Source organism: Hymenobacter lapidiphilus, assembly GCF_013377885.1.
Taxonomy (GTDB): Bacteria; Bacteroidota; Bacteroidia; order Cytophagales; family Hymenobacteraceae; genus Hymenobacter; species Hymenobacter lapidiphilus.
This window is the reverse complement of the sequence record NZ_JABKAU010000008.1, coordinates 72,164-98,343: the sequence shown is the minus strand read 5'-3', so window position 1 is coordinate 98,343 and position 26,180 is coordinate 72,164. Positions and strand designations below refer to the sequence as shown.

Sequence of the window (26,180 nt, the reverse complement as noted above, 5' to 3'; positions counted from 1 at the left end):
GCCGGCCAGAATTGGAAAGCTAGTCTGGCAGGCCCGCCAACAATTCGGCTGGTCAGGAGTTCAGGAGGCTTGAATTTGTTTGTCCGACCCTGGCGGGACCAGTCTGACAGTGGCTTTTTGGGCAACTCAGGGGCTGATTTTGTTGTGCTTTCTGCCCGCATTGCACTTGTTCGCGTAAGCAAGTAGCTGCTTATTTCTATATTCATGAACTACCCACTTCGCGCCCTTAGGCTGCCGGGTTTGCTCCTGTTGCTTCTGCTGCCGCTACTGAGCACGGCCCAGGTGGCTGCCCCTGCTCCACCGCTTCCCAACCAGCCGCTTTCCCTGGCCGAATGCCTGCAGTACGCCTTACAAAACCAGCCCCTGGTGCGCCAGGCGCGGCTCGATGAAGCTATTGGCGAGCGGCAGATTCGGGTAGGCCTCTCGGCGTGGCTGCCCCAAATTCAGGGTACGGGCACTTACACCCGCAATTTCCAGCTGCCGGTGGCGGTGCTGCCCAACTTCACCGACCCCTCGGCGCCAGCCCAAGTGCGGCGCATTGGTTTACAGAACACCTCGAACCTGGGTTTGCAGGGCAACCAGGTACTCTATAACGCCGATGTGCTGCTGGCTGCCCGCTCGGCCCGCTACGTGCGCCAGCAGAACGGGCAGAACACCATCAGCTACCAGATTGATGTGGTGCGCGATGTGAGCAAGGCCTTTTACGACATTCTGCTGACCAACGAGCAGATTCGGGTGCTCGACGAGGCCATCCGCCGCCAGCAGAAGCAGCTTAAGGATGCTTTTGCACAATATGAGGTCGGCCTCAAGGATAAGATTGACTACAAGCGGGCCGAAATTGCCGTGAAAAACGCCGTGACGGACCGCAAAAGCACGGCCGAGAACCTGAAAGGCAAGTACGCCGCCCTGCGCCAGCTGATGGGCGCTCCGCCCGAGGCCGCCCCCGTCAGCCTGGCCTACGACACGCTGCAGCTGGCCCGCGAAACGATGCTCGACACGCTGGAGCCGCTGGCCTTCGAGCGGCGGATCGAAATTCAGCAGCTCCTGACCCAGCAGCAGCTCCAGCGCCTCGACATTGATTACTACCGCCTGGGTTTTCTGCCCACGCTTTCGGCCTTCGGCAACTATGTGAAGGTGTACCAGAACAACGAATTTGCGGAGCTCTACAAGCAGGCCTTCCCGACTTCGCAGGCCGGCCTGCAGTTGGGTGTGCCGATTTTTACGGGAACCCGCCGCCTGCAGAACCTTAAGATTGCCGAGCTGCGCCAGGACCGCCTGGGCCTGCAAGTGCTCGATACCAAAAACCAGATTACCACCGAGTACGAGCAGGCGCTGGCCCGCTACAAGGGCAACTTCCTCGACCTGCAGGCCCAGCGCCAGAACCGCGACGATGCCCGCGAAATCTATAAAATCATCAAGCTGCAGTACGACGAGGGCATTAAAACTTACCTCGAAGTGATAGTCGCCGAAAACGACCTGCGCACCTCCCAGCTCAACTACTACAACGCCCTCTACGCCGTGCTGGCCGCCAAACTCGACGTGCAGCGCGCCTTGGGTGCACTGCCGGTGACGTACTGATTACACGCCAAAACGGCGTCATGCTGAGCGCAGGCGCAAGCCGTAGCCGAAGCATCTCTCCCGCAATGCTAACCCTGTCGTTGCCACAGCAGTCCACGGTCAGATTTACCATTGCGGGAGAGATGCTTCGGCTACGCTCCGCTGCGCTCAGCATGACACTGTTCCTTTTCCAGACCCTTCGCCTTCCGGCCCTCCAACCAACCATGAAGCACCCCTTTCTCTCTCTTCTGGCCCTGCTGCTCCTGGCGGGCTGCGGCGCCAAGGATACCGACAAACCGGCTGGTCCGCCGCCGCCCACGCCCGTAACGCTGGTAACGGCCCGCACCACCGCGGCCGTGTACTACGACGAGTACCCGGCTACGGCCGTAGCCCTCAACAGCGTGGAGTTGCGCAGCCAGGTGGGCGGCTTTATCACGGGCCTTTTCTTCCGGGAAGGTGAGGTGGTACCCAAGGGGAAGAAGCTCTACGAAATAGACCGGCGCACCTACGAGGCCGCCTACCAGCAGGCGCTGGCGGGGCTGCGCAGCGCCCAGGCCACGGCCCAGAACGCCAAGCTCAACCTCGACCGGTATCAGCGCCTCGCCCAGCAGGATGCCATTGCGGGCCAGATTGTGGACAACGCCGCCACCACCTATGCCACCGCCCAGGCCCAGGTGGCCCAGGCCCGCGCCTCGGTTACGCTGGCCCGCACCGATTTGAGCTACTCCACTATTACGGCACCATTCAGCGGCCGCATCGGCATTTCGCAGGTGCGGCTGGGCTCCCAGGTTAGCCCCGGCACCACGTTGCTCAACACCATCAGCGCCGAAGACCCAATGGGCGTGGATTTCGTCATCAACGAAACCGAGCTGCCCCGCTTTACAGCCCTGCAGAATGCCGGCAAGGCCAACCCCGACTCACTTTTCCGGCTGGAGCTGTCCGATGGCACCATGTACAAGCAGCTCGGCCGCATCAAGGCCATTGCGCGAGGCGTGGAGCAGCAAACCGCCACAGTGCAGGTGCGGGTGGAGTTTGCCAACCCCGAGCGCCGCCTCAAGGATGGGATGAGCACGGTGCTGCATGTACTCAACCGCCAGTCGGGCCAGCGCATTGTAGTGCCCTACAAGGCCGTGACCGACCAGATGGGCGAGAGTTTCGTGTACGTGCTCGGCGACAGTAGCAAGGCCCGCCAGCGCAAAGTGCAGCTCGGCCCCCAGTTGCGCGACCAGATAGTAGTGCTCGAAGGCCTCAAAGACGGCGACCAGGTGATTACCGAAGGCTTCCAGCGCCTGCGCGAAGGCAGCCCGGTGCAGGCTGGCCCCCCGGCTGCGGCCGGCGCTCCGGTTGGAGCAGCCGCGGGTAAGAGGTAGCAAAATGCAGAGCGTGTCATACTGAACATGTGGCGCACAGAGCTAGGGGTGGCGCCGCAGTCGAAGAACCTCTACCGCTTCTTTACCAGCCAAACTCCTGACCACAGGATTTCCATTGCGGTAGAGATGCTTCGATTCCGCTGCGCTGCACTCCGCATGACACCGTCTCATCTCAACCGACCTCAAAAAGCTAACAGCCATCAGCTAACAGCTCAACCACATGATTGCAGAAACCTTTATCCGCCGACCAGTCACGGCTATTGTTACGTCGCTGGTGATTGTGCTGGTGGGCGTGCTGGCTATTCTGAACCTGCCGGTGGGCCAGTACCCGGAAATCACGCCGCCCACCGTGTCGGTGAACGGTATTTACACCGGGGCCGACGCTCAGACGGTGGAGCAGACCGTGGCCACGCCCGTGGAGGTGCAGGTGAACGGGACGCCGGGCATGACCTATCTGCAGAGCAACTCGTCGAGCAACGGGCAGATGAGCATGACGGTGAACTTCGAGTTGGGCACCGACGTAAATATTGCCGCCCTCGACGTGCAGAACCGCGTGGGCATTGCTTTGCCCTCGCTGCCCCAGGAGGTGCAGCGCCTGGGCATGACGGTGCGCAAGCGGAACCCCAGCATTCTGATGCTGGTGGCCATATATGCCCCCAAAGGCACCCACAACACCACCTTTCTCGACAACTACGCCAACCTGTTCATCAAGGACGCGCTGCTGCGCACGCCCGGCGTGGGCGACATCGTGAGCCGGGCCGACGACTTCTCGATGCGCGTCTGGCTCAACCCCGATAAACTCTCGCAACTTGGTATAACAGCCCAGGAGGTAACGGCCGCCATTCAGGAGCAGAACGCCCAGATTGCGGCCGGCTCCATTGGCGCTCCACCCGCCAAGGTGGGCCAGACGTTCGAGTACATCGTGTTTGTGCAGGGCCGCCTGCGCACCACCGAGGAGTTCGGCAACATCATCATTAAAACCACCCCCGAAGACGGGGCCGTGGTGTACCTCAAAGATGTGGCGCGGCTGGAGCTGGGCAAGTTTAACTACGCCAGCAACTCGTTCGTCGATGGCAAGCGTGCCGCCTACCTGCTCGTGTACCAAGCCCCCGGCGCCAACGCCCTCGACACCTACGAGAACGTAAAAACCACCATGGAACGGCTCAAGCAGCAGTTTCCGGCCGATGTAAAATACATCATTCCCTTCGAGTCGGCCTCAGTGGTAAAGGTGTCCATCAGGGAAGTACTGAACACGCTGGCCGAGGCGCTGGTGCTCGTGATTATCGTGGTGTTTCTGTTTCTGCAAAGCTGGCGCTCCACGCTTATTCCGGTGCTGGCCATTCCGGTGTCCATCATCGGCACGTTTATTTTCTTCATTCCGCTGGGCTTCACCATCAACACGCTCACCATGTTTGGTTTCGTACTGGCCATTGGTATTGTGGTCGATGATGCCATTGTGGTGGTGGAGGCCGTGGAGCACAATATGAACGCGCGCAAAATGCCGGTTCTGGAGGCCACCATGACGGCCATGCGGGAGATTTCGGCCCCGGTTATTGCCATTGCCCTCATTCTGGCGGCCGTGTTTGTGCCGGTGGGCTTTATTCCGGGCATCACCGGGCGGCTGTATCAGCAGTTTGCCATTACCATCGCCATTTCGGTGGTTATTTCGGCCTTTGTGGCCCTCTCGCTCACGCCGGCGCTGTGCGTGCTGCTGCTCAAGCCCCACGTGCGCAACGAGGAGTCGAAGGGTCTGGACAAGTTTTTTTTCAAGTTCAACAACTGGTTTGAGCGCGTAACCGGCAAGTACGGCAAGGGCGTGCAAAGCGGTATCCGGCACTCGCGGCTGGTGGTTATGCTGCTGGTGCTACTGGTGGGTGGCACGGGCCTGCTGTACCTCAACAAGCCCACCGCCTTCATCCCGACCGAGGACGAGGGCCGCCTGTTCATCACTTACAACCTGCCCGAAGCGTCCTCTACCGAACGCTCGGTGGCCACGCTCAAAGGCATTATGCAGGAACTGGACTCCATTAAAGGCATTGCCCACTACGCCGGCCTAGGCGGCCTGAACGTGATTAACTTCTCGTCGAAGTCGAACAGCGGCACCATTTTCTGCCAGCTCGAACCCTGGGCCAACCGCCAGGACAAGGAGCTGCAGCTGGAAGGCCTGATGGCTACCGTGCAAAAGCGGCTCAGCAAGTTCAAGGAAGCCAACGTGGTCGTGATTTCGCCGCCCGCCATTCCGGGCCTGGGCAACAGCGGCGGCTTCTCGTTCATTTTCCAGGAGCGCGACGGCGACGGGGATATCAAGACCTTCGACCGCAACCTGAAAGCCTTCCAGGCGGAGCTGGGCAAGCGGCCCGAAATCGCGCGGCCCTTCTCGTTCTTCACCGCCAGCACGCCGGGCTACCAGCTTTCCATCGACCGCGAGAAGGCCAAGAAGCTGGGCGTGTCCATTGCCGACATTGGCACGGCCCTGCGCACCTACCTGGGCTCCTCCTACGTCAACGACTTCACGCTTTACGGCCGCAATTTCCGCGTCGTTACCCAGGCCGACTCGGGCTACCGGGGCAGCATCGAAAACCTGAACCAGTACTACGTGCGCAACAAAACCGGCGGCATGGTGCCCCTGAGCACGGTTACCAGCTACCGCCGCGCCGAATCGGCCCCGCTGATTTCGCACTACAACCTGTTCCGATCAGCCGAAATCAACGGCAGCGCTGCCCCCGGCTACTCCTCCGGCGACGCACTGAACGCGCTGAAGGAAGTAGCGGCCAAATCGTTGCCCCAGGGCTACGGCTACGAGTTTTCGGGCCTGACGCGTGAGGAGCAGAAGGCCGGTGGGCAGACCTTCTACATCTTCGGCCTGTCGTTGGTGTTCGTATTCCTGCTGCTGGCGGCCCTTTACGAAAGCTGGTCGGTGCCGTTTTCGGTGCTATTGGCCGTGCCGCTGGGCGCGTTCGGAGCCATTCTGGCGCTTACTTTCCTGCCCAAGCTCACCAACAACGTCTACGCCCAGATTGGCCTGATCACGCTCATCGGTCTGTCGGCCAAAAACGCCATCCTCATCATCGAATTCGCCAAGGAACGGGTGGACAAAGGCATGCCGCTCATTGAGGCTACGCTCGAAGCCGTGCGCCTGCGCCTGCGCCCCATCGTGATGACCTCGCTGGCCTTTATTCTGGGCGTTACGCCACTGGTATTCGCCTCGGGTGCCGGCGCCATCAGCCGCCAGACCATCGGCTGGACGGTGCTAGGCGGCATGCTCTCAGCCACGCTACTGGCCATTTTCATCGTGCCCGTCCTCTATGTGCTCATTACCCGCTTCGCCTACGGCAAAGAGAAGCTGGCCGAGCTGGAAGCCAACTACCAGCCCGACGAGGAGCACGGCGACTCAGTGGCGGTGGCTGAGTGAATAAGTGAAAAAGAGGTGTCATTCAGAGCGCAGCGAAGAATCTCGCGTGCCACGGTAATTTCTGAAGTCAGGATTACGGTGGCACGCGAGATTCTTCGTTGCGCCCTGAATGATGTGCTTTTCACTTCCACGGCTTCACCTCACCAGCCATACCTCCGTCCCGGCAGGAACGGCCGCAGCGCCTTGCTGCGTGAGTAGCAACGCCCGAACGGCAGGCTCGTCGGTGCGGGCCACTTCCTCGACGCTGGCCGTAGCGGAAAACTCCTGTTTATCAGGGAAAACCATTCGAACCGCTAGGCTCGTATGCAACTGCATCGAGGCCAGTGTTTCGGACGGGGCGGCGGGTAGCAGCAGTACGCCCAGTCCCGTGAGCACCCGGCATTCGGCCACTCGCAGCAGAAATATTGCTTTCATCAGATAAAATACGCGAAATTGTGCGGTACTAGTTCCTGAATAGGCTTTTACCAGCTTGATGAACCAACGCGCAGACAACGAAAATTAACTTGCCGGAGCTTACCCTCAACCATAGGGTAAGCGTATTGGCATGGTGCTTGTAAATCACTCTGTAACTCCGGGCCACCAGCGCCCTTCCACTTTAAAAAAATTGACCATGAAAAAGGTAAGTCTGCTTCTCGCATTTGTCCTGTTCCTCACTACGGTCTTCAGTGGCTTCGCTCAGGATCGTAAGGTTAGCTCCAGCGCCAAAGGTGCCGTACTCGGCGGCCTGGGTGGCGCTGCTGCCGGAGCCATCATCAACAAGAAAAACCGTGTGGTGGGCGGGGCTGTGGGTGGCGCTGCCGGTGCTGGCCTGGGGTATAGCATTGGCCGCACCGCCGACAACAAGCGCCGCGCCGAGGCTGCCCGTGTAGCCGCCGCCCGTCGGGCCGAGGCCAACCGCCAGGCTTCCTACCGCTCGGGTATTGCCCAAGGTAAAGCTTCGGCCGCCCGGGCCAACGCCGCTACCATGGCTGCCGCTCCGGCCGCTGCCCCTGCCATGATGAGCAGCTTCGCCGCTCCCGGTGCTGCCCCCGCCGCTTACGCCATGAGCTCGGGCTACCTGCCCAATGAGGATTATGGCAAGCGCGAGGCCGCTTACCCCACTTCCGAAGTTCGTCGCAAGAGCTGGTAGTCCGGCCCATTTGCGTAGTTTCAAAGCCCAGGTCTGCGGACCTGGGCTTTTCGCGCCTCTGGCCCTGCTGCCCGCTTCGCTCCTGTTTTTTTTACCATAATCTCTTCCCATGAAACGCATTTTTGGCCTCCTGCTGGGAGGTGCCCTGCTTGCCGGCTGCTCCGACACCAAAACCGATGCCGCCGCCGACGTGAACGTGCAAAGCCTCAACCAACAGTTTATTGGGGCCTGGAACGCCAAAAACACCGTGCAGCTCGACTCGCTGCTGGCCGACGACGTGCAGTACGCCCAGGGCGCCACGCGCTTCAGCGGCAAGTCGGAGGTGTCGGACAAATGGGTACGCGCCACCATGGGCACCATTGCCGACCTGAAATTATACACGACCACCTCGGGCAGCGGACCGGCCATTGCCTACGAGGCCGGCACGTTCTCGACCGAAGTACTGCCCGAAATGGCCGACCAGCCCCGCGGCGAAGGCGAAGGCAACTTCATCCTGGTTTGGAAGAAGAACGCCAAAAACGCCTGGAAGCTCAGCTACGTGCAGCTCGAAGGCCTGCCCGTAAAGGCCAAGTAAGCTCCGGCTTTTATAACACCGAAACGCCCCACCAGCAATTGCTGACGGGGCGTTTCGCGTTTCGGCGGCCGAGTTGGCGGGCTACTGCGCCAACTCCGGGCGGGTCAGGTACTCTTCGCCATCGTACACCGGCGCCATGTGCTGCGCTTCTGCCTCGGTGAAGATGCGGGAGCGGATGAGGAACCGGACGCCGAGCGGGATTTCGAGCGAGAAGCTGGCCCCACGGCCCTTCACCACATCGACGGTAAGCTGGGTGTGCTGCCAGTACTCGAACTGGGCGGCGCTCATGAAAAAGTCGCAGCCATAAATCTGGCCCAGCCACACGTCGTTGCTGCCCACCCGAAACTCGCCCTTGGTAAAGCACATCGGCGACGAACCGTCGCAACAGCCGCCGCTCTGATGAAACATCAGCGGGCCATGCTCGTCGCGCAGCAAATCGATGGTGGCTTCGGCAGCGGAGGTGACGAGGACGCGGGGCGTTGGGGTAGTTTCGGGCATTATCAGAGGAATTTGGTGGGAGGTAACGGAGGCACGGGCTGAGGTTGCGTGCCGCGGCGCCGGAAATGGTAGTATTGGTTGGTGGTCCGGTCGTGCAGGATACCGTGTCGTAGGTCGTAGGCAATTGCAGTGCGGGGGTTGTAAAAGCTCACTAGCTCCCCGGTTTCTCCGTCGTACACTCCGCCGCGCACAGCATCTTCAGTGGAGGCATTCCGGTCGGGCACCGACCAGACTTGCATACTAGGCATACCCGTGGGGGATTCGATTTTCTGCAATACCCAATCGGAATTTTTAGCGCCCGGAACCGGGAACTGTTGGGCCTGGGCTACAGCCGTGCTTCCTATCAGGCAAGCAGTCAGCAAGGAAGAAAACAGGAAGCGCATAACGGTAACAAATTGGTTAACAGCTACCAGAGAGACGTACGCCGGACGCACCTGGTTGCGCCATAAACCCGAATGGTGAGCCGACACCCCACCCAACGGCAGAACATCGGCTCACCAAAGTTTCCGGCTACTTTACAACGACCTAAAAGAAGCCGAGCTTCTGCTGACTGTAGCTGATGAGCATGTTCTTGGTCTGGCGGTAGTGGCCGAGCATCATCTTGTGGTTCTCGCGGCCGAAACCCGAGTTTTTGTAGCCACCGAAGGGAGCTCCTGCGGGGTAATCATGGTAGCAGTTCACCCATACGCGGCCGGCCTGAATGGCGCGGGGCACTTGGTAAAGCTCGTGCGCGTCGCGGGTCCAGACGCCGGCGCCGAGGCCGTAGAGCGTGTCGTTGGCCAGTTCGATGGCCTCGTCCATGTCCTTGAACGTCGTCACCGACACCACCGGGCCGAAGATTTCCTCCTGGAAGATGCGCATTTTGTTGTGGCCCCGGAACACGGTAGGCCGGATGTAGTAGCCCTCGGCCAGCGCCCCGTCTTCCTGGGTGAAGGCCTCGCCGCCGGTCAGCACTTCCGCCCCTTCGTCTTTGCCGATTTCGAGGTAGCTCAGGATTTTCTCGAACTGGTCGTTACTGGCCTGCGCGCCCATCATGGTTTCCATATCGAGCGGGTTGCCCAGCTTGATGGCCTTCACACGCTCGACCACCCGGGCCATGAACTCGTCGTAAATATCCTCCTGCACCAGAATCCGCGAGGGGCAGGTGCAAATTTCGCCCTGGTTGAGCGCAAACATCACCGCGCCTTCAATGGCCTTGTCGAGGAAATCGTCGTCGGCGTCCATTACGCTTTTGAAGAACACATTGGGCGACTTACCGCCCAGCTCCATCGTGACGGGAATTAGGTTTTCGGCGGCGTACTGCATGATGAGGCGGCCGGTGGTGGTTTCGCCCGTAAACGACACTTTATTGATGCGCGGCGAGGAGGCCAGCGGCTTGCCCGCTTCCAGCCCGAAGCCGTTCACCACGTTCACTACGCCCGGCGGCAACACATCCTGCAGCAACTCCATGAGCACCATGATGCTGCTCGGGGTCTGCTCGGCGGGCTTCATCACCACGCAACAGCCGGCGGCCAGAGCCGGGGCCAGCTTCCAGGTAGCCATCAGCAGCGGGAAATTCCAGGGGATAATCTGGCCTACCACACCTAGCGGCTCCTCAATGATGAGCGACAACGTATTACTGTTCAGCTCGGTAGCCGAACCTTCTTCGGCCCTGATTACGCTGGCGAAGTAGCGGAAGTGGTCCACGACCAGCGGCAGGTCGGCCAGCATGGTTTCGCGGATGGGCTTGCCGTTTTCCACGCACTCCACAGCCGCCAGGTGGGGCAGGTTTTCCTCGATGATGTTGGCCACCTTGTTGAGGATGTTGCTGCGCTCGGTGGCCGAGGTTTTGCCCCAGGTTTTGAACGCCTCATGGGCCGCGTCGAGGGCTAGGTTGATATCTTCCTTGGTGCTGCGGGCTACTTTGGTAAACGCTTTGCCGTCGATGGGCGAAATGTTGTCGAAGTACTGCCCTTTCACCGGAGCCACCCACTTGCCACCGATGAAATTATCGTAATGGTCCTTGAACTTAGGGCGAGCAACGAGGGTGCTGGATTTTTCGAGAGTTTCCATGAATGCGTAAGGTTAAGGAGTTGATGATGGGTCAAGTTACCGCGTATTTATGCCTATTTTGGTGTGGTATTCTCTCATAAACAACGCGCATTGTCGCAATGTGTAAGTAATCACTCACCAATACAACTACCGAGTTTCCAACTTGTTCCTTCACGCTGCCCGACGGCATTAGTGTCCGTCCGGAAACTCTTCGCCTGCTCGCCCCTACTCCTGTCATATGGCTCATCTGCCCGCCCCCATTGCGCTTCTGGCCCCGTCGCAGCTCAATACGCTGGTCGAAAACCGCACGGTATACTCGCTGGACGCGTTTGAGCTGAGTGTGTTCGAAACCCACCAGCGAGCTTTGCACGTGCCCCTGAGCCTGGGCCAAGTGGTGCTTACCACCATGCTGCGGGGCAAAAAGGTGATGCACCTGACTGGCCGCAACGCCTTCGAGTACCTGCCCGGCGAGTCGGTGGTGGTGGGCGCGCACGAAACCATGCACATCGACTTCCCGGAGGCCGACGCCGCCACGCCTACCCAGTGCCTGGCCGTGGCCATCCCCACCGATACCATCCGCCAGACGGTGGACCTGCTAAACGAGGAGTACCCGCGCGCCGAGGCTCACCAGCCCTGGCAGCTCGATACGCGTACGCCCGAACACGCTCACTTCCATAACACCCCCGAACTGACCGGCACCCTGGAGCGCCTCGTGCAACTCTCGCGTAGCACCGGCCGCGTCAAGGATGTGCTGGCGGGCTTCACCATCCAGGAAATGCTGGTGCGCCTGATGCAGACCCAGGCCCGGCAGCTGCTGTTCCACAATTACCGGCAGCACGCCACGTCTCACCGGTTCGCGGCCGTGGTGCAGTACGTGAAGCAGCACCTCACCGAGCCGATTACGGTGGAGAAGCTGGCCGGACTGGCTTGCATGAGCAAGGCTACGTTCTTTCGGGTGTTCAAGCGCGAGTTGGGCCTGACGCCGGTTGAATTCGTGATTCAGGAGCGCCTCGCCGAGGCCAAGCGCCTGCTGTGCCTGCCCGCTGCTACAGTGGCCGACGTGTGTTTCCGGGCCGGCTTCAACAACACGGCCTACTTTCAGAAGCTCTTTAAGCAGTACGAGGGCATTACGCCGGGCCTGTACAAGCGCCAGCGGGCGGCCGGGCAGCGAGTCGGAGGGTAGGGCATAGACCGGTGGCAACCTTTTGCGTCGCGAATAGGTTGGGTACGCCGTATCTTTGCTGGTCTGCCCCACCCGGGGTAGCTTATCGTATTACATGAGTGAATCTCTGACCGCCCCGGCCCCCGTTCAACCCACCTCTACCGCGCCGGCTACTGCCCCGCTGGCCCCCTCGCAGGTCTGGCTGATGGCTATTACCTGCGGGCTGGTAGTGGCCAACCTTTACTACAACCAGCCGCTGCTGGCCGAAATCGGCCGCACTTTTGGCCTGACGGAGAGCCGCGTAAGCTGGATAGCCACCGTTACGCAGGTAGGCTACACGTTGGGCCTGCTGCTGCTGGTGCCGCTGGGCGACAAGTGGGAACGGAAGCGCCTGATTATGGGCCTGATAGTGTTGGCGGCCGGCTGCCTGGCCGTGGCCGCCTACGCGCCCACGTTCGGAGTACTGGTGGGGGCTTCGCTGCTGCTGGGCTTTTTTTCGGCCGTACCGCAGCTGCTGGTGCCCATGGCCGCCTCGCTGGCTTCCGATGAGCAGCGGGGCCGGGTGGTGGGCAAGGTGATGAGCGGGCTGCTGATTGGCATTCTGGTTTCGCGCACCATTAGCGGCTACGTGGGGCTGCACTTTGGCTGGCGCACCATGTTTTGGGTGGGCACCGGCCTGATGCTGGTGCTGGTAGCGGTATTGGCCCGCATGCTACCCCGCAACCAGCCCTACTACGCAGGCAGCTACGCCAGCCTGCTTCGCTCATTGGGCACGCTGGCCCGCGACCTACCAGTGCTGCGCCGCTCGGCCCTCGTTGGGGCCTGCCTGTTCGGCGGCTTCAGTGCCTTCTGGACCACACTGGTGTTCTTTTTGGAAAGCGACGCCTACGGCTACGGGGCCGACGTGGCCGGGCTGTTCGGTCTCATCGGGGCTACCGGGGCCTTTGCCGCCTCCTACGCCGGCAAGTCGGCCGACCAGAAAGGGCCGGGCTTTGCGTTGCGCATCGGGCTGGCGCTGTTTCTGAGCGGCTACCTGCTGATGGGCTTCGGCGGCTACTACCTGCTGGGCCTTATTGCGGGCGTAGTTATCCTCGATGTAGGCCAGCAAATGGCCCACATTGCCAACCAGACCCGCGTATTCAGCCTGCGCCCCGAGGCCCGCAGCCGCCTGAACACCGTGTACATGACGGCCTGCTTTATCGGGGCCGCCTCGGGCTCCCTGCTCGGCGGCCTAGCCTGGCACCATTACCAGTGGCCCGGCGTGTGCGCCGTAGGCTTCGGGCTAGTGGCGCTGGCCTATGCGGCTAACCGGTTTTATGGGCGGGAAGCGGGCGTGTAGATGCTATTCCCCCAACCGCCCCATGCACGTTACTAGGCTCGCGCGCCAATGTGGAATGGCTAGGTTCAGCGCGGTTTTGACTTTGGTCTTGTCCATCACCGAGAAGGCGGGGCGGGTGGCTTTGGTGGGATACTCGGCGGTGCGGATGGGCACGGTGCGGGTGGGCAGGCCGCCCAGCTCGAAAATGGCCACCGCGAAATCGTACCACGACGTGACGCCCTCGTTGCTATAGTGATAGAGGCCATAGGCTTTGCTGCCCGTTTCGATGATGTACAGCAGCGCGCCGGCTAGGTCAATGGCGTACGTGGGCGTACCCAGCTGGTCCCAGATGACACGCATCTCGTCGCGCTCCTTCCCGAAGCGCAGCATGGTTTTCACGAAGTTGCCGGCGTACTCGGAGTAGAGCCAGCTGGTGCGCAGGATGAAATACTGCGCGGTATGCTGCGGAATTACCTGCTCGCCTTCGAGCTTGGTGAGGCCATACACGCTAATGGGCGCGGTTTCGTCGGTTTCCAGCAGCGGCTCGTTGCCGGTGCCGGCAAACACGAAATCGGTGGAAATATGCAGCATGGTGGTGCCGAACTCGCCACAGAGGCGGGCCAGGTTTTCGGCACCGTCGCGGTTTACTTTCCGGGCCAAATCTACTTCGTCCTCGGCCTTATCGACGGCCGTGTAGGCGGCGCAGTTGATAATGTAGGCCGGGCGGTGCTGCTCGAAGGTGGCCCGCAGCGTCTCCTGGTTGAGGATATTCGCCTGCTCTTCGGCCAGAAATACGATGCTGGTAAAGCTGCGCGCCTGAGCAACAGATTTCAAGCACTGGCCCAACTGGCCGGAGCCACCGAAAACGAGGGTTTTGTTCATAAGGAGAGAATTTGTCATCCTGAGCGCAGCGAAGGACCTGGTAAGAAGGCAGTATCAGTTACCTTCTTACCAGGTCCTTCGCTGCGCTCAGGATGACAGCTAGTGTAGTTGCCCCGCAAATTACGGCTTTCCCGTTTCCCTCCTACCCTTGCGCCTGCCCACCTGCGCCCAGGGCCGGGCCGCCGGGTTGCACGGGGCGCTTGTTGTTGATGGGCTGGAAAGGCCGCGCGCGGGGCTGCTTTTCGCTCAGGTACTTCCAGTAGCGCAGCGGCATGTGGCGGCGGTGCAGCTTCATGTTTTTGCGCTCCGGAATGTTCACGTGGTCGAAATACGCCTGCCAGAGCACCTGAAACAGCGGCTCCCGCTCGTCGAGCACAGTGGCCGAAACGGCCGCCCGGCGCTGGGGCGCGGTATCGGCATCGAACTGCACGATATCGGTGCGGTGCAGGTCGTAGTAGAGGCCGTAGGAGCGGCGGCGGTCGAAAATCAGCCAGCGCTGGTCGGCGTAGCGCTTGGTGAAGTGGGGCGCGATGAGCGGGAGCACATCGAAATCGGGCTCAATGGTGGCGTGGAATAACCCGTCGCTCGTCTTCTCGAAGCGCACGAAGGCTTCCATGCGGTGCTTCTCGCGGTACATCTGCTGGGCCAGCCGCTGCACCCGGCGCACATTGTCGTCGGAGTAGTTCTCGGCAATGTCGCGGCCGGCGCGCATGGCGGTGTCGGCGTAGCGGAAAACCAGTAGTTCCCGGTTGGCGTCCTCACTCAGAAACACATGAAACAGCCGTGTGCGGGCATCTTTGTCCATGTAGCGCAGCAACCCATCCCAAACGCGGGCGGCGGCGGCCTCATCCGTGTCTACCTCCACGGGCTGGGCAAACAAGCCGCCCTGCACCGCCCCCAGCGGCTGGATGCTGTTGGGCGCGGCCTTGCGGTCGTACACCTGAAAAAGCACCGACAACAGCCCCTCAAACGAGCCGTCGTAGGCGTAATCGAGGGGCGGATTGACCAGCTCGGGCGCGGCCCGGCGGCGGGTAGCGGCGGCGGCCACTGCTTCGGAGGCCGAGCGGCGCGGGAGAAAGGAACGGGACATAGGCAGCAGCGATAACTCAGTTTGCGGAGGGCGGTGTAGGGGCGGGGCTTGCCCCCGCCCGCCGTTTGGTTTCTGTAACGGCCCGTCACCGAATCGTTCAGTGACGGGCGGGGACAACCGCAGGACAGCGCAGCTAAGCCCCGCCCCTACACCGCCCTCCGCAGCTTCAGTTGACAGAGACAATAAAACCCGAAGTGGCAGTTTCGCTACGTAGCCCAGGGCTTCAGCCCTGGAGGCCGGATTGCGGGCGCTGCTACGCCGCCCGCCGTGGCTGCCGGAACTTGCCGTTGTTACGGGCGGCCTCCTGATGCATGCGCAGTACAATTGGCAGCAGGTCGGAAAGCTTACAGCAGCAGGCCACGCGGGCCACTTTCAGCGGCAGGGAGGTATGCGGCGAAGCAACAGCAGAAGCTTCGGTAGTAGCGGCGGTGCGGTGCGAAACAGTCATATCAGTTGTCAGTTGATAGTTGCCAGTTGTCAGGCCGTTCTTCAAGTAGTTCTAAAAGAACGGCCTGACAACTGGCAACTATCAACTGACAACTCATTTAGGAGGCTTGGGCGAATAAATCGAGCTGCTGGGTGACGAGGGCGGAGCGGACGGAGCCAGCCCCGAACAGGATTTGGCGGCGGATGGTCTGCTCATCGTAGTCGCGCTTTTCCAGCGCCTTGCCGCGGCAGGTGAGGAAGAACTTGGCCCGCTTGAGCACCACCCCGAACTTGTGCAGGTGGTCGAGGCCCAGCGGCGTAAAGCGGCGGGCCGCCACAATACGCTTGGCCGAACGCGCCCCCACACCCGGAATCCGCAGAATCATCTCAAAGTCGGCCGTATTCACATCCACCGGGAATACGTGGCGGTTGCGCAGAGCCCAGGCCAGTTTGGGGTCCACTTCGAGGTCGAGGAAGGGGTGAGTGGGGTCCAGAATTTCGTCGGCCTGGAAGCCGTAGAAGCGCATCAGCCAATCACTCTGGTAGAGGCGGTGCTCGCGGATGAGGGGCGGCTGCGTCACCTGCGGCAGGCGGGCGTCGTCGGTGATGGGGATGTAGCCCGAGTAGTACACCCGCTTCAGGCCGTAGCCCTTGTAAAGCGAGTCGCTGAGGTTGATGATCTGCAGGTCGTTTTCGGCCGAGGCGCCCACAATCAACTGGGTACTTTGGCCGGCCGTGGCGAACTGAGGCACCTTCTTGAACAGCGCCTTCTCCTCTTTCGTCCGCGTGATGCCGTCCCGAATCTGGGCCATAGGCGTCAGAATCTCCTCGTAGTTTTTCTCGGGTGCCAGGTTCTGGAGCGCCATTTCCGAGGGCAGCTCGATGTTCACGCTTAGCCGGTCGGCATACATCCCGGCTTCCTGAATCAGCTCCTCCGAAGCACCCGGAATGGCCTTGACGTGGATGTAGCCGTTGAAACGATGCTCGGTGCGCAGCTTTTTAATGATGCGCACCAGCCGCTCCATGGTGTAGTCGGGCGAGGAGAAGATGCCGCTGCTCAGAAACAGGCCCTCGATGTAGTTGCGGCGGTAGAAGTTCATGGTCAGGTCCACTACCTCGTCTACGGTAAAGGCGGCCCGCTTCACGTTGTTGCTCTTGCGCGACACGCAATAGGCGCAGTCGAAAATGCAGTGGTTGGTCAGCAGAATCTTAAGCAGGCTCACGCAGCGGCCGTCCTCGGTGTAGCTGTGGCAGATACCCATGCCCTCGGCGTTGCCCAAGCCCTTGTCGGTGTTCTTACGCTTGCCGCCGCTGCTGCTGCACGACACGTCGTACTTGGCGGCGTCTGCCAATATACTTAGCTTCTCCTGAATGCGCTCTTCGTTCATAAGACCGATTTATGGCTTAAAAATAGTTTCTATCGCGCACACACGCAAGCTTTATAAGACTAATCACGTTGGAATCGTTCCGAATTTCAACAGTAAAGCCGGGTTGTTTTATAGGTTTTCCAGAGGGGCACGTTCGCGCCACTTCAACGTTGTAGGGGCGGGGCTTGTCCCCGCCCGCCGTTAGCGCAGTTCCCACGATTATGTTCACCGGCGGGCGGGGACAAACCCCGCCCCTACGTCGTTCCTATTTCCCGTTTTGGTGGTACCGTTCACCGGCGGGCGGGGACAAGCCCCGCCCCTACGTCGTTCCTGCTTCTCATCTCCACGATTCTGTTCACTGACAAGCCCCGCCCCTACAACGTTCTGTCGTTACCTGGCGTCAGCCTCGGAATGCCCCAAACCCGGGCGGGTGTCGTACCTTGTTTCTTTCCTGTGTCCGGATGATAAAGTGCGTGCTACGGCTGCTGGTTTTGCTGCTCTGGCTGGGGGCCGGCCTTGCGCCGGCCGCTGCCCAGACGGCTCCGCCGTTGCCGCCCGACAGCACCCGGCCGGCCGGTCGCATCCGACCCGACTCGCTGCGCCGCCGCTTCGATCAGGAGCGCATGCTCAACGGGCTCAGAAACTACACCCGGCGCAAAACCATTCTGGGGCGGGCAGCGGCGGCCGTTTTTTCGTTCCGCGAACGGCGCGAAGACCAGGCCGGCCTCGATGCGGCCCTGCTCGACCGGCAGTTCGAGCAGCACAACTACAAAATCGTGCGCCGCATCCGCATCACCTCCCTCGATGCCTTTGGCTACAGCATCTCCGACTCGTTGCGGGTGCCGCGCAACATTCTGGAGAAAACCGGCAATACGTTTCATATGAAAACCCGGCCCTCGCGGGTGCGGCAGGTGCTGCTGCTGCGCGAAGGCCGCGAACTGGAGCCCCAGGCCCTGGCCGAATCGGAACGCTTACTGCGCCAGACCGACGAGATTCTGGACGCCCGCGTGTATGTGGACGAGCGCACTGCTACCGACGACAGCGTGGATGTGGTGGTGATTACCAAGGACCTGTTCAGCCTGAATGGCTCGTTTCAGCTGCGCGACGTGGGTTCGGGCGTGGCCGGACTGCGCGACGTGAACTTTCTGGGCATGGGCCACCAGTTTAAAAACCGCTACGCCTACGGCCGCACCGATACCGGCCCCCGCGCCCAATCGTGGGCCTACGAGGGCAGCTACCGCATACCGTTCCGCAATTTCATATACGCCGGGGCCACCTACCGCGACGAAACCCGCCGCCGCGAAGGCAGCATTGGCATCTCGCGCGACTTCTACTCCATCAACACCCGCTACGCCGGGGCCATCAGCTACAGCTTCTTCGACTGGCTCTACACCACCGCCGGCGACGGCTCGGCCGAGAAGCCTTTCCAGTTTCAGGCGCTGCGCTATAACACCCAGGACGCCTGGGTGGGCCGCGCTTTCCAGCCCCGCAGCTACGATTTAGGCTACGAAAGCCCCGGCCGCATCATTGCAGCGGCCCGCGTGGTGCGGACCTCGTACCAGGAGAAGCCCTTCGATTTTCTGCAGAGTGCCAATCTGATGCTGGGCACGGTCGGCTACAGCATCCGGCGCTACTACAAGGATAAGTACCTGTTCGGCTTTGGCCGCACCGAGGACATTCCGACCGGCTCACTGGTGAGCTTCACGGCCGGCTACGAGTTCAACCCGGCCGGCAACCGCCGCTATTATGGTGTGCGGCTCTCGACGGCTACTTACCGGCCGCAGCGGGGCTACCTGTACCTGAGCGGGGAGTTTGGCGGCTTTGTGCGGGGCCGCAGCAACGACTGGCAGCAGGGCCTGCTGAGCGGCGAAATCCTGTACTTCACCCGGCTCTATAGCACCGGCAACTTCCAGTGGCGGCACTTCCTGTGGCAGCGCTCGGCGCTGGGGCTGCACCGCTTCGCCAACGAGTACCTCACCATTGATGGCGAGCGGGGCCTGCGCGGGTTCCGGCCCACCGGCCCGCTCATCGGCACCAGCCGCGTTACGCTCAACTACGAGGCCACTATGTACACGCCCGTCTCGTTTCTGGGCTTCCGGATGGCGGTGGTGGGCTTCGCCGATGTAGCTTGGCTGAACGCTACAAAGCCCGACCGGCTGCTGCCCTTCTTCGAGAAGCCCTACACCGGCATTGGCATGGGCCTGCGCTTCCGCAACGAGTACACCGCCATCCGCACCATTCAGCTCACGCTGGGCTTCTACCCCCGCGGCCTCGATGCGCCCAACGGCATCCGCATCTTCGAAAACTCGCGCTCCTACTACGACTTCTCCGACTTCAGCTTCGGCCAGCCCGGCGTCACGCGGTTTCAGTAGCGGGAAGGTGGTGAGTAGTGAGTAAGGCAATAGAACAATTAGCCCCCAAATAAGTCCGCTGATAATAAAGCCGTTACAAATTATTAGGGGGGGGGGGGGATAGGCAGACAGTTGGCTTTCTCCAAGAACCCTGGTAATATAGCGCCATCCTGATTATCGGGCCTCATTCCCGCGCTACCTACCGCCGCCCGCACCCTATCCTTTCCCGCGCCGGGCGGCGCTCTTACAACCCAAACCCGCACTGCCCTTGTGCCTGCCCGCCTGTTAGGCCGGGCCGCCATTGCCTGCGCTTGCCCCTTGCCCGCGCCGCCCCGCTGGCGGCCCGGTTTTTCTTCCCTTCCCTTTCCCTTTTCTGCTATGAAAGCACCCCCTCGCCCCCGCGCCCCCAGGCGCTGGCCGCTGCTGCTGGCCGCTGCTGCCCTGCCCCTGGCCGCCACGGCCCAAACCGCCCCGCCCGATACGGCCACCACTTACAAGCACCAGCTGGGCCTGACGGCCAGCCCCGTGCTCGACGGTTTTTTCAAAAACAACCGCTCCTTGCCGCTGGGACTGCTCTACAAGCGGCAGACCAAGCCCAACCAGGCATTGCGAGTGCGCGTGGTGGGCCAGTACAGCCGCCGCGACACCACCGACTTTGCCACCTTCGATAAGGGCTCGACCAGATACTTCTGGCGGGCCGAGGCCTACGTGGGCTACGAATGGCAGAAGGCGCTGGGCCGGCGCGTACAACTCGGCTACGGGGCCGAACTCGGGGCTGCTACCAGCCAGCGCGTGAGCAAGTTCGTGGGCGACAAGTTGACCGGAATCGGTTTTGAACAGGACAGAGGCCGCGAGACTGATATTGTCCGCAACGTGCTGCTTCGCCCGTTTGTGAGCTTATCCTATCGACTGGGCAGAGTGCATCTGTTCGCGGAGACGGCGGTTGAGACTGGTTATCGGACGTTTGAAAACGACAGAAAAACTTATCTCACTATTTTTTACTACGAACCAGACGGTAGCATCCCCCCACAAGGGCAGCTCCAGTCTAGCAGCCGCTATTTCCGCAATAGAGGACCTTATCTGACTTGGCGGCCCGTCCAACTCATTGGTGCAAGCATCGACTTGAAATAATTCCTCACCCTTTCTTCTTTTTCACTCATGAAAACACTTTTCTCCTTTCTGCTTACGATTGCGTGTCTGTTTCCGCTTGTCTCTCAGGCGCAACAATCCACAATCAAGATTAACGACCCTTTCAATGGCCTACCAGCCTGTACGGGCGTGCCCATCCTCTACAGCGTCCAGCCGCAGACGCAGGGTGTGGGCACCAATGGCTGCTCGGCAATATGGACCATTAAGGGAGGGCGCCAATACCAGACCAACCAGACTACCGTTGATGGCCCTCTCGTCATTCAGGTGGTGTGGGACGACCTGCCCACGTCGGATAGTAATCCCCCTAGCCTGACGGTTCAGACCAGAAACTGCAGCAACCCGGCGGTCAATGCCTCAGCCCCTCTACCCGTCGTTACCCGTTCGCTGGCCACTACTTCGGTTGGGCCCATCAGTCTTAACGGGGCTGTGTTCAATGGCGAGATTCCCTTCGGCGATAACACGGTCGTTACGCTCTCCGTGCCGCAGGTGCGCTTGCCTTACCCCGCCGCGACCAACCGCACCGATTTCGCCGGCAGCTACGAGTGGACCATTCCGGCCGGCTGGCAGTTCGAGGGCTTCTCCGGCACCACGGCCCGCACCAATACCAACTCGGTGCGCGTTATTCCCTCGCCCGCCGGCGCCGGCTCTATCAGCGTGCGCGCCCTCGACACGTTCTGCAATTCGTATCTGCTGGCCGGGCAAAATGTGAGCCGCACCCAGCCCTTTGTGCAGCCGGTTACCCGTCCAGTACCCCCGCTACGCATCATCAGCGACCAAACGCCCCAGGGCGGCAACATCAGCCTATTCTGTGGCCAAAACCTGCAAAACGTGCGACCTGGAGCCGGCACGCTGCCCGCGGGCGGCTCGTTTGGTAACTACCAGTTTGCTGTTAGTGGTATTGTCAACTCCTTTTGCTGCCTGAACACGGCCACCCCCGGCGTGTTTCTGCGCCCCGGCGGTGGCACGGGTACCATTAACCTGCAAGCTACTTATACCCGTAACGGTGTTAGTGCTACGGTAACAGCTCCTCCCATTGTGGTGCAGGTGAATCCGCAGGTAGCTACGCCCACGGCTTTTACGTCCCCTGCCATCGGCAGCGGCAACAACTTTGCGGTCTGCGCCAACGACCAGCCGCTGTTTCGCTTCGCGGCCGTGGCAGGCGCCACGGGCTACTCTTGGGAATTTCCGGCCGGCTTTACGGTAGTGGGCAACCCGACCGCCACCAGCCCCTACGTAACTGCCGCCCCCGAGCTGCAGCTGCATGCCCCGGCCACGTTTGCCGCCACTACCGGCATGTTGCAGGTGCGCGCCATCAATGCCAGCTGCCAAGCCTCTAATCCGCTATTTGTGCAGCTGCTCACCGGCTCAGGCGAAGGCGGCATCAGTTCTACTGACTATACGCCGGCCGGGGGCACGGTTTGCCCTTACACCTCCCTTATGTTGCTGGCTACCACCCAGGCCACCCGCGGCCAAAATACCAACTTCCAGTGGAGCGTGAGTGGCGGGGCATCGGTGGGCAACGGCACTACTTCTACCAATCTGGAGCTGCAAATGCCGGAAAGCGGCAGCGTATACGTGCAGGTGCAGTTTCAAAACGAATGCGACGGGCTGAAAACGGCCTCCTGGTACGTCAACATCGGCCAGACGTATGTAAACGGCCGGCCTGTTTGCTCGCCCCAGTCGCGCATGGCTCCCAGCCAGCCCGTAGCTTACCCCAACCCGGCCAATGGCACCCTCACGCTGGAGCAGCCCGCCGGCACCGGGCTCACCATTTACACCAGGGCCGGGTGGTGTACCAGGGCCGCGCCAGCCAGCAGCCCACCCGCCTCGATACCCGCGCCTGGCCCGCCGGGCTGTACTTTTTGCACAGCCAGCGCGGCCAGCAAACCGAGCGGCAGCAGCTGGAGATAAACCACTAGCCGGCACCCCGATACGCGGTTGGCCGCGGGCCAGAAACCCGCTATCTTGACGCCGGCTTTCCACCGCTGGTGGTTCGCGCTGTCTTCCTTCTTCCTCACTCCTAACTCCCTGTTGCGTATGCCTGCCCCCGACAACCTGCAGATTACCCTGGCCGCGGCCGACCTGAAGAAAATCAACGACGCGCTCGATGCGCTGGATGCCGCCCTGGCCCCGGTCCTGATTACGCTGACGGGCAAGGAAACCCAGCGCCTGCCCAAGGCCAGCGACGCCTCGCTGCCCTTCATCCGGCAGGCCCTCGACCTGGCCGAGCAGCAGCCCACCTTCGCGCCCGGCTACGTCGATATTGCCGGCCTGCGCCAGGACCTGACGGCCTGGGAGCAGCTGCAAAGCATCGGGCGCCGCCTGCAGCCACTGGCTTCCAACCTAAGCAGCACCAGCATCAAGCTCAGTAGCGAAGCCTACGTGGTGGCGCTGGCTTTCTACAACTCGGTGCAGCAGGCCGCCCGCCAGGGCATATCGGGGGCCGAAGATGCCCGCACTGTGCTCAAAACCCGCTTCGAGCAAAGCACGGCCCGCAAAGCCGACCGGCTCAAATAGTAGGAGCCGGCCAGGCCCTCACCCCGCGGGGCCGGATGCGCGTCATCCGGCCCCGTTTTGCGTGTAGCCCCTGCCACCGCCCATTCACGCGCCGCCGGATGAAATTCCTGCGGCGGCGCGTGATTTTTATGGGCCGTCGAATGAATTTCCCGCATCACCGGGTAAAATTCATGCGTCGCCGGATGAGATTCGTGCATCGTCGGGTGATATTCATCCAACAACGAGTGAAAACTATGCTCGGGTGGATGAACTTCACCCGCCGGCGCGTGAAGTTCATGCGCCATCAGGTGAAGTTCATCCGGCAGCGCCCGATGCGCAGCTGCTGCCGGATGCTCCGCACGCCGGGCCGGGCCGCCAACGCTTCCGTGCCCCGCCCTTGCCCTTTGCGTACCTTCGCGCCAAGCTCCAAGGGCCGCACCCGGTCATGGTTAATTTTCAACTTTTAATTGAGAGAATGATTCTCGGTGATTTCAACGACCTGGAAGTGGTGCGGGAGGTGGATTTCGGCCTCTACCTGACGTCTGACGATGGCGACCTGCTGCTGCCGCGCAAGTACGTGGAGCCGGGCACCCAAATCGGTGATGTGGTGCGCGTGTTCGTGTACCGCGACTCGGAAGACCGCCTGATTGCCACCAACCTCGAGCCCTTTGCCCGCGTGGGCCAGTTCGCGGCCCTCACCGTGCGCGACGTAACGCCTACCGGCGCCTTCCTCGACTGGGGCCTGGAAAAAGACCTGTTGCTGCCCTACCGCAACCAGCGCCGCAACCTGCGCGCCGGCGAGCGGGCCACCGTATTTGTGTACCTCGACGATACCTCGGACCGCATTGTAGCCTCGGCCAAGTGGGAGTGGTTCCTCAGCGCCGACCCGTTTCCGGGCAAGGTGGGCGACGCGGCCGAGCTGTTCGTGGCCGAGGAAACCGATTTGGGCTACAAGATGCTGGTCGATGGCACCCACCAGGGCCTCATTTTCCACAACGAGGTGTTCAAGCCCCTGCGCCTCGGCGACGTGCACACCGGCTACATCCGCGCTATCCGCCCCGATGGCAAACTCGACCTGAGCCTGCAGCAAATCGGCTACGACGAGGCCCGCGCCCAGTCCGACACGCTGCTCGAAGCCCTGCGCGCCGCCCCCGAAGGCCGCCTGCCCCTGGGCGACAAAAGCCTGGCCGACGACGTGTACCGCCGCCTGGGCATGAGCAAGAAAATCTTCAAAAAGGCCCTGGGCGCGCTCTACAAGCAAGGTTTGATCGATCTGGCCCCCGAGCACACCCAGCTGCGCCCCAGCTAGCCCGGGCTATAAAGAACGACGTAGGGGCGGGGCTTGTCCCCGCCCGCCGTTAAAGCCATTTGAACATAACTAGGCGAAACCGTTGCAGCGGCGGGCGGGGACAAGCCCCGCCCCTACGTCGTTGAACGATTCACACCCGGACCGTTCAACGGGGGGCGGGGACAAGCCCCGCCCCTACGTCGTTCTTCAGCTTCTTCACGTAGCTCAGAGTAACCTGCTCAGTCAAAACCCAACCGAAATGCCCAAAACTGCCCTAATTGCCGGTGCCAGCGGCCTTATTGGCCAACAGCTGCTGCCGCTCCTGCTGGCCTCGGCCCGCTACAGCCGCGTTATTGCGCTGGTCCGGAAGCCGCTGCCACTGGTACACGAAAAGCTGGAGCAACTGGTAGTCGACTTCGAGCGCCTCGCCGACTACCGGCAGCAGCTGGTGGCCGACGACGTGTTTTGCTGCCTGGGTACCACGATGGCGCAGGCGGGCTCGCGCAAGGCGTTTTACAAGGTCGACTTCACTTTCGTGACGGAGCTGGCGCGGCTGGCGGCGGCCAACTTCGGGGGCCAGCTGCTGGTCGTATCGTCGCTGGGAGCCGATGCCGGTTCGGCGGCTTACTACGGGCGGGTGAAGGGCGAAATGGAGGAAGCCGTGCGCCAGACCTCGTTTCATGCCATTCATATTTTCCGGCCCTCGCTGCTGCTGGGCCACCGGCCGGCCCCACGCCTGGGCGAGCGGCTGGCCGGTGGGCTGTTGGGCCTGCTGCAGCCGCTGCTGCTGGGGCCACTGCGCCCCTACCGCGCCATTACCGCCGATACAGTGGCCCGAGCCATGCTGCGGGCGGCCGAAGATGATGGCGGCGGCATCCGCATCCACCGCTCCGACGCCATTGCCCGCGAAGGCAGGGCGGGAATTCTGGTCGGATAGTTAGGGTCATGTTGTACTTTTGCGGGGAATTCCGATTTCCCCAATTTACTTTCCCTGTATGAAATTCTGGCTGACTGGCGCTTTGGCGCTGGGCGTACTGGCAGCGGGCACTCCGGCCCTGGCACAAAAAAAGAGCAACAGTGGCTACACGACCGGCATCGGCCTGCGGGCCGGCGGCTGGTCGTCGGGCCTCACCGTAAAGCACTTCCTGAGCGACAAGAACGGCGTGGCCGCGGAGGGCCTGCTCACGCGTGAGTATGCCGCCCGCGGTGGCCGCCTGACGCTGCTATTGGAGAAACACCTGCCTATTTCCGATTTCAAAGGCCTGCAGTTTTACTACGGTGCCGGCGCCCATCTGGGGGCCTATGAAGGCCGCTACTACTTCGAGGACTCCCGTTTTGGCCGCAAAAAGGACAAGTACTACTACCGCTATTACTACGACGACCAGACACACCTGGTAGGCGGTGCCGACCTCATTGTGGGCCTCGAATACAAGCTGCCCGACCTGCCTTTCGTAGTGGCGCTGGACTATAAGCCATTTTTTGAAGTATTCCGAGGATACACCGGCTTATACAATGACGCAGCCGTAAGCCTGCGCTTCGTTTTCTAACACCAGCCCGGCCCTAGAACACGCACTGCCGAACTTCTGCCACACTGTGCGTCAGGAGTTCGGCAGTGCGTGTTCTAGGGCCGGGCTGCTTACCGCGGCCGGCCAGAAAAGCGGTGTGGGCGGTACGGGTAGTAGGCGCGCGGTGCAGGCTTTACAATTACCGCCCGCCTCGGCACCACCACCATCGGCCGTGGAGCCACCACAACCACTGGCGCGGGGCGGTAATACGGCCGCGGACGCACCACCACAGCCGTTGGTCGGGCCGAAGCCACGCAGCCGCTCAACAGCCCGGACGAAACAATGGCCAGCAAGGCCAGCAATACGGGAAAGAACGAATGCTTTTTCATAGTGAGCCGAAAAGGAGTAAACCACCCCGCCTTGAGCGGCGAGGCTACCCACTTAGAAGCCGCTACTGCCCCAGAGTTTAACCGGCCTGTACGCTGCCACTCGGCAAAGGGCAACTGCCTGCGTAAGTCACCGGCGGGAATCAGCCCAACGCCCGGCCGACGTAAAAGGCCCAACGGCCCGACTTA

General features: G+C 61.5%; 24 protein-coding genes. 14 read left to right on the top strand and 10 right to left on the bottom strand.

Annotated features, from left to right (window positions below; all coding sequences use genetic code 11):
• Positions 1-204 precede the first annotated feature (204 nt).
• The 3 genes from HW554_RS06160 (at position 205) to HW554_RS06150 (ending at position 6,339) form a co-directional block, all read left to right on the top strand.
• Positions 205-1,578, top strand: a complete 1,374-nt coding sequence (locus HW554_RS06160) for a TolC family protein (protein ID WP_176907705.1) — start codon at positions 205-207, stop codon at positions 1,576-1,578.
• A gap of 203 nt (positions 1,579-1,781) precedes the next feature.
• Positions 1,782-2,927 carry an efflux RND transporter periplasmic adaptor subunit gene (locus tag HW554_RS06155; RefSeq protein WP_176907704.1) on the top strand — a complete coding sequence of 382 codons (1,146 nt, stop codon included), beginning with the start codon at positions 1,782-1,784 and terminating at the stop codon, positions 2,925-2,927.
• Between the two features lie 220 nt (positions 2,928-3,147).
• Positions 3,148-6,339 (top strand): efflux RND transporter permease subunit, encoded by a 3,192-nt coding sequence (locus HW554_RS06150; protein WP_176907703.1) that lies wholly within the window; start codon positions 3,148-3,150, stop codon positions 6,337-6,339.
• 135 nt (positions 6,340-6,474) lie between these two features.
• Here HW554_RS06150 and HW554_RS06145 read toward each other — a convergent pair whose 3' ends face one another.
• Positions 6,475-6,753 carry a hypothetical protein gene (locus HW554_RS06145; RefSeq protein ID WP_176907702.1) on the bottom strand — a complete coding sequence of 93 codons (279 nt, stop codon included), beginning with the start codon at positions 6,751-6,753 and terminating at the stop codon, positions 6,475-6,477.
• 196 nt (positions 6,754-6,949) lie between these two features.
• Here HW554_RS06145 and HW554_RS06140 point away from each other — a divergent pair, with 196 nt between their 5' ends.
• Both HW554_RS06140 and HW554_RS06135 read left to right on the top strand, forming a co-directional pair.
• A complete protein-coding gene (locus HW554_RS06140) occupies positions 6,950-7,468 on the top strand; it encodes a glycine zipper domain-containing protein (RefSeq protein WP_176907701.1) in 519 nt (172 codons plus the stop codon).
• Between the two features lie 109 nt (positions 7,469-7,577).
• On the top strand, positions 7,578-8,042 hold the full coding sequence (locus tag HW554_RS06135) for a YybH family protein (protein ID WP_176907700.1): 465 nt from the start codon (positions 7,578-7,580) through the stop codon (positions 8,040-8,042).
• Between the two features lie 81 nt (positions 8,043-8,123).
• Here the strand turns inward: HW554_RS06135 and HW554_RS06130 are convergent, their stop codons facing one another.
• The 3 genes from HW554_RS06130 to HW554_RS06120 all read right to left on the bottom strand — a co-directional run bounded on the left by HW554_RS06130 (position 8,124) and on the right by HW554_RS06120 (position 10,592).
• Positions 8,124-8,540, bottom strand: coding sequence for a DUF779 domain-containing protein (locus tag HW554_RS06130; protein WP_176907699.1), 417 nt, complete (start codon positions 8,538-8,540; stop codon positions 8,124-8,126).
• A gap of 2 nt (positions 8,541-8,542) precedes the next feature.
• Positions 8,543-8,788, bottom strand: coding sequence for a hypothetical protein (locus HW554_RS06125; protein WP_176907698.1), 246 nt, complete (start codon positions 8,786-8,788; stop codon positions 8,543-8,545).
• 277 nt (positions 8,789-9,065) lie between these two features.
• Positions 9,066-10,592 carry an aldehyde dehydrogenase family protein gene (locus HW554_RS06120; protein WP_176907697.1) on the bottom strand — a complete coding sequence of 509 codons (1,527 nt, stop codon included), beginning with the start codon at positions 10,590-10,592 and terminating at the stop codon, positions 9,066-9,068.
• A gap of 217 nt (positions 10,593-10,809) precedes the next feature.
• On the opposite strand from HW554_RS06120, the gene HW554_RS06115 reads away from it, so the two are divergent.
• Complete coding sequence (locus HW554_RS06115; RefSeq protein WP_176907696.1) at positions 10,810-11,754, top strand: AraC family transcriptional regulator; 945 nt, start codon at positions 10,810-10,812, stop codon at positions 11,752-11,754.
• Positions 11,755-11,848: 94 nt separating this feature from the next.
• On the top strand, positions 11,849-13,072 hold the full coding sequence (locus tag HW554_RS06110; RefSeq protein WP_246285126.1) for an MFS transporter: 1,224 nt from the start codon (positions 11,849-11,851) through the stop codon (positions 13,070-13,072).
• Between the two features lie 3 nt (positions 13,073-13,075).
• On the opposite strand, the gene rfbD is transcribed toward HW554_RS06110, so the two are convergent.
• From rfbD to HW554_RS06090, 4 genes are all read right to left on the bottom strand, one after another.
• Complete coding sequence (rfbD, locus tag HW554_RS06105) at positions 13,076-13,933, bottom strand: dTDP-4-dehydrorhamnose reductase (protein WP_176907695.1); 858 nt, start codon at positions 13,931-13,933, stop codon at positions 13,076-13,078.
• Between the two features lie 142 nt (positions 13,934-14,075).
• Positions 14,076-15,023 carry a TIGR03915 family putative DNA repair protein gene (locus tag HW554_RS06100; RefSeq protein ID WP_176907694.1) on the bottom strand — a complete coding sequence of 316 codons (948 nt, stop codon included), beginning with the start codon at positions 15,021-15,023 and terminating at the stop codon, positions 14,076-14,078.
• 253 nt (positions 15,024-15,276) lie between these two features.
• On the bottom strand, positions 15,277-15,471 hold the full coding sequence (locus HW554_RS06095; RefSeq protein WP_176907693.1) for a hypothetical protein: 195 nt from the start codon (positions 15,469-15,471) through the stop codon (positions 15,277-15,279).
• Positions 15,472-15,568: 97 nt separating this feature from the next.
• The gene (locus HW554_RS06090; protein ID WP_176907692.1) at positions 15,569-16,837 is read right to left on the bottom strand and encodes a putative DNA modification/repair radical SAM protein; all 1,269 of its coding nucleotides are present in this window, start codon (positions 16,835-16,837) and stop codon (positions 15,569-15,571) included.
• Between the two features lie 440 nt (positions 16,838-17,277).
• Here HW554_RS06090 and HW554_RS06085 point away from each other — a divergent pair, with 440 nt between their 5' ends.
• From HW554_RS06085 to HW554_RS06070, 4 genes are all read left to right on the top strand, one after another.
• Entirely contained in the window at positions 17,278-19,188 is a 1,911-nt protein-coding gene (locus HW554_RS06085) for a BamA/TamA family outer membrane protein (RefSeq protein ID WP_176907691.1), read from the top strand.
• Positions 19,189-19,545: 357 nt separating this feature from the next.
• On the top strand, positions 19,546-20,298 hold the full coding sequence (locus HW554_RS06080) for a hypothetical protein (RefSeq protein WP_176907690.1): 753 nt from the start codon (positions 19,546-19,548) through the stop codon (positions 20,296-20,298).
• Positions 20,299-20,325: 27 nt separating this feature from the next.
• Complete coding sequence (locus HW554_RS06075) at positions 20,326-22,227, top strand: hypothetical protein (RefSeq protein ID WP_176907689.1); 1,902 nt, start codon at positions 20,326-20,328, stop codon at positions 22,225-22,227.
• Between the two features lie 126 nt (positions 22,228-22,353).
• Positions 22,354-22,833: a hypothetical protein gene (locus HW554_RS06070; RefSeq protein ID WP_176907688.1), complete on the top strand. Its 480-nt coding sequence runs from the start codon at positions 22,354-22,356 to the stop codon at positions 22,831-22,833.
• A 283-nt stretch (positions 22,834-23,116) separates the two neighbouring features.
• On the opposite strand, the gene HW554_RS06065 is transcribed toward HW554_RS06070, so the two are convergent.
• Positions 23,117-23,272: a hypothetical protein gene (locus tag HW554_RS06065; RefSeq protein ID WP_176907687.1), complete on the bottom strand. Its 156-nt coding sequence runs from the start codon at positions 23,270-23,272 to the stop codon at positions 23,117-23,119.
• A 15-nt stretch (positions 23,273-23,287) separates the two neighbouring features.
• On the opposite strand from HW554_RS06065, the gene HW554_RS06060 reads away from it, so the two are divergent.
• The 3 genes from HW554_RS06060 to HW554_RS06050 all read left to right on the top strand — a co-directional run bounded on the left by HW554_RS06060 (position 23,288) and on the right by HW554_RS06050 (position 25,647).
• The gene (locus tag HW554_RS06060) at positions 23,288-24,121 is read left to right on the top strand and encodes a CvfB family protein (protein ID WP_176907686.1); all 834 of its coding nucleotides are present in this window, start codon (positions 23,288-23,290) and stop codon (positions 24,119-24,121) included.
• Between the two features lie 238 nt (positions 24,122-24,359).
• A complete protein-coding gene (locus HW554_RS06055; protein WP_176907685.1) occupies positions 24,360-25,037 on the top strand; it encodes an NAD(P)H-binding protein in 678 nt (225 codons plus the stop codon).
• A gap of 58 nt (positions 25,038-25,095) precedes the next feature.
• The gene (locus tag HW554_RS06050) at positions 25,096-25,647 is read left to right on the top strand and encodes a hypothetical protein (protein WP_176907684.1); all 552 of its coding nucleotides are present in this window, start codon (positions 25,096-25,098) and stop codon (positions 25,645-25,647) included.
• Positions 25,648-25,736: 89 nt separating this feature from the next.
• On the opposite strand, the gene HW554_RS06045 is transcribed toward HW554_RS06050, so the two are convergent.
• Positions 25,737-25,994 carry a hypothetical protein gene (locus HW554_RS06045; protein ID WP_176907683.1) on the bottom strand — a complete coding sequence of 86 codons (258 nt, stop codon included), beginning with the start codon at positions 25,992-25,994 and terminating at the stop codon, positions 25,737-25,739.
• Positions 25,995-26,180 lie beyond the last annotated feature (186 nt).

What these genes read in the sequence shown, in the direction of transcription:
- HW554_RS06130 (WP_176907699.1), bottom strand. Translation starts at nt 8,540, where the DNA reads ATGCCCGAAACTACCCCAACGCCCCGCGTCCTCGTCACCTCCGCTGCC.
- HW554_RS06135 (WP_176907700.1), top strand. Translation starts at nt 7,578, where the DNA reads ATGAAACGCATTTTTGGCCTCCTGCTGGGAGGTGCCCTGCTTGCCGGC.
- HW554_RS06085 (WP_176907691.1), top strand. Translation starts at nt 17,278, where the DNA reads ATGATAAAGTGCGTGCTACGGCTGCTGGTTTTGCTGCTCTGGCTGGGG.
- HW554_RS06055 (WP_176907685.1), top strand. Translation starts at nt 24,360, where the DNA reads ATGCCCAAAACTGCCCTAATTGCCGGTGCCAGCGGCCTTATTGGCCAA.
- HW554_RS06150 (WP_176907703.1), top strand. Translation starts at nt 3,148, where the DNA reads ATGATTGCAGAAACCTTTATCCGCCGACCAGTCACGGCTATTGTTACG.
- HW554_RS06110 (WP_246285126.1), top strand. Translation starts at nt 11,849, where the DNA reads ATGAGTGAATCTCTGACCGCCCCGGCCCCCGTTCAACCCACCTCTACC.
- HW554_RS06070 (WP_176907688.1), top strand. Translation starts at nt 22,354, where the DNA reads ATGCCTGCCCCCGACAACCTGCAGATTACCCTGGCCGCGGCCGACCTG.
- HW554_RS06045 (WP_176907683.1), bottom strand. Translation starts at nt 25,994, where the DNA reads ATGAAAAAGCATTCGTTCTTTCCCGTATTGCTGGCCTTGCTGGCCATT.
- HW554_RS06095 (WP_176907693.1), bottom strand. Translation starts at nt 15,471, where the DNA reads ATGACTGTTTCGCACCGCACCGCCGCTACTACCGAAGCTTCTGCTGTT.
- HW554_RS06160 (WP_176907705.1), top strand. Translation starts at nt 205, where the DNA reads ATGAACTACCCACTTCGCGCCCTTAGGCTGCCGGGTTTGCTCCTGTTG.
- HW554_RS06115 (WP_176907696.1), top strand. Translation starts at nt 10,810, where the DNA reads ATGGCTCATCTGCCCGCCCCCATTGCGCTTCTGGCCCCGTCGCAGCTC.
- HW554_RS06125 (WP_176907698.1), bottom strand. Translation starts at nt 8,788, where the DNA reads ATGCCTAGTATGCAAGTCTGGTCGGTGCCCGACCGGAATGCCTCCACT.
- HW554_RS06075 (WP_176907689.1), top strand. Translation starts at nt 20,326, where the DNA reads ATGAAAACACTTTTCTCCTTTCTGCTTACGATTGCGTGTCTGTTTCCG.
- HW554_RS06080 (WP_176907690.1), top strand. Translation starts at nt 19,546, where the DNA reads ATGAAAGCACCCCCTCGCCCCCGCGCCCCCAGGCGCTGGCCGCTGCTG.
- HW554_RS06090 (WP_176907692.1), bottom strand. Translation starts at nt 16,837, where the DNA reads ATGAACGAAGAGCGCATTCAGGAGAAGCTAAGTATATTGGCAGACGCC.
- HW554_RS06060 (WP_176907686.1), top strand. Translation starts at nt 23,288, where the DNA reads ATGATTCTCGGTGATTTCAACGACCTGGAAGTGGTGCGGGAGGTGGAT.
- rfbD (WP_176907695.1), bottom strand. Translation starts at nt 13,933, where the DNA reads ATGAACAAAACCCTCGTTTTCGGTGGCTCCGGCCAGTTGGGCCAGTGC.
- HW554_RS06120 (WP_176907697.1), bottom strand. Translation starts at nt 10,592, where the DNA reads ATGGAAACTCTCGAAAAATCCAGCACCCTCGTTGCTCGCCCTAAGTTC.
- HW554_RS06050 (WP_176907684.1), top strand. Translation starts at nt 25,096, where the DNA reads ATGAAATTCTGGCTGACTGGCGCTTTGGCGCTGGGCGTACTGGCAGCG.
- HW554_RS06155 (WP_176907704.1), top strand. Translation starts at nt 1,782, where the DNA reads ATGAAGCACCCCTTTCTCTCTCTTCTGGCCCTGCTGCTCCTGGCGGGC.
- HW554_RS06100 (WP_176907694.1), bottom strand. Translation starts at nt 15,023, where the DNA reads ATGTCCCGTTCCTTTCTCCCGCGCCGCTCGGCCTCCGAAGCAGTGGCC.
- HW554_RS06145 (WP_176907702.1), bottom strand. Translation starts at nt 6,753, where the DNA reads ATGAAAGCAATATTTCTGCTGCGAGTGGCCGAATGCCGGGTGCTCACG.
- HW554_RS06140 (WP_176907701.1), top strand. Translation starts at nt 6,950, where the DNA reads ATGAAAAAGGTAAGTCTGCTTCTCGCATTTGTCCTGTTCCTCACTACG.